Raw genomic sequence first — 1,237 nt, forward strand, 5'->3', positions numbered from 1 at the left:
ATCCTTTTCTCAAATATCTCGATTATATGGGGCTTCCTACCTTTATAAGAGAACAGCAAGAAGAGAAAAAATTATAATTTTAAATTTATTCTTTATAGACTAACGAGAGATGCAGAAAACCGCTCCTAAAAAGAGCGGTTTTTTAAAAAACAGACAAGATATTGATTTATAAAGATAATTCATCGCTTTGCAATTTGAATGAGAACTCCGAATATCCTAAGATCTTCTCATTTCAAACACTCTCATCGTGAATCACTCAAAACCATTCTCTTGCATGTTACAAAAAGGGAGCGGAGCGGCGTGCGGATAAAAACAACTTAAAAAAATAAAAATGCCCCTTATGAACCATCTTAAGTACCAAGGGCTGTCACAACATTTTGCGCTAACCAAGAGAATAACAGTGCCGACTTACTCCTTCATAAGCATAAAGAGGGTAGTGCACAACGGATTTCCCATTATATCCTTCACAAAAAACGCCGTCATCATCGTGAAAGGAGCTTAGGTGTGCTGGATGTCTCTTTAAAACAAGTGTGTGAATGAAATACAGAATGATGTCCTGTTTTACGTTGAGGCATATGACCCTATTAAGAACATGAGAAACAAAAATGTGAGGCAATGCGCTCTCTCCATTATTGAATAAGATATTACTCTTCAATGCTTTTGAAAGCCGTAAGCCGAATTAAAGGGTGATGATAAGGCTGGGAGCTGGTTTCTATCTGTACAACTTCATATTCTTCCCCAATGAGGCTGTTGCCTTTTCAGAGATTATACAAATAGATATACGCAATGTTCTTCCGATCTGCATACAAAAGCTGCAACAGCAGAGAAAGCACTAAACTGCCTTAATCTTTATCTCAAACACGCTGCTGTGCTAGGTTTAGATATTGATTTACAAAAAAAAGAAAAAGCACGAGCTTTACTAAGAAAACAAGGTGATAAAACCACTAATAGACCAGCTATGGATTGGAGAGATATTCCGGCTTTTTATCAGACACTGAGTAAAACGATAACAATGACATAACTGGCTTTGCATCTTCTTATCCTTACAAGTGTTCGTACAAATCCTTTGTACCATATTCATAAAATCAGATTGACGGCGCTATACAAACTAACCCTATTGAGAATATGAAAGGAAGGCGTGACACTATAATAGAATTTCGCACACCTTTATCATCAGAAACTCTAAAAACTTTGGAACAAACGCTTCTGCTTTCTTGCAATAATTTCTTTTTTTCTA

General features: G+C 36.4%; 1 pseudogene. It reads left to right on the forward strand.

The annotated features are described in order from the left end of the window. Positions 1-331: 331 nt before the first annotated feature. Positions 332-1,237 (forward strand): annotated as a pseudogene (locus tag ACFINZ_RS09725) (integrase); the annotation flags it as partial.

The organism is Bartonella sp. AA81SXKL (genome assembly GCF_042196945.1).
Classification (GTDB): domain Bacteria; phylum Pseudomonadota; class Alphaproteobacteria; order Rhizobiales; family Rhizobiaceae; genus Bartonella.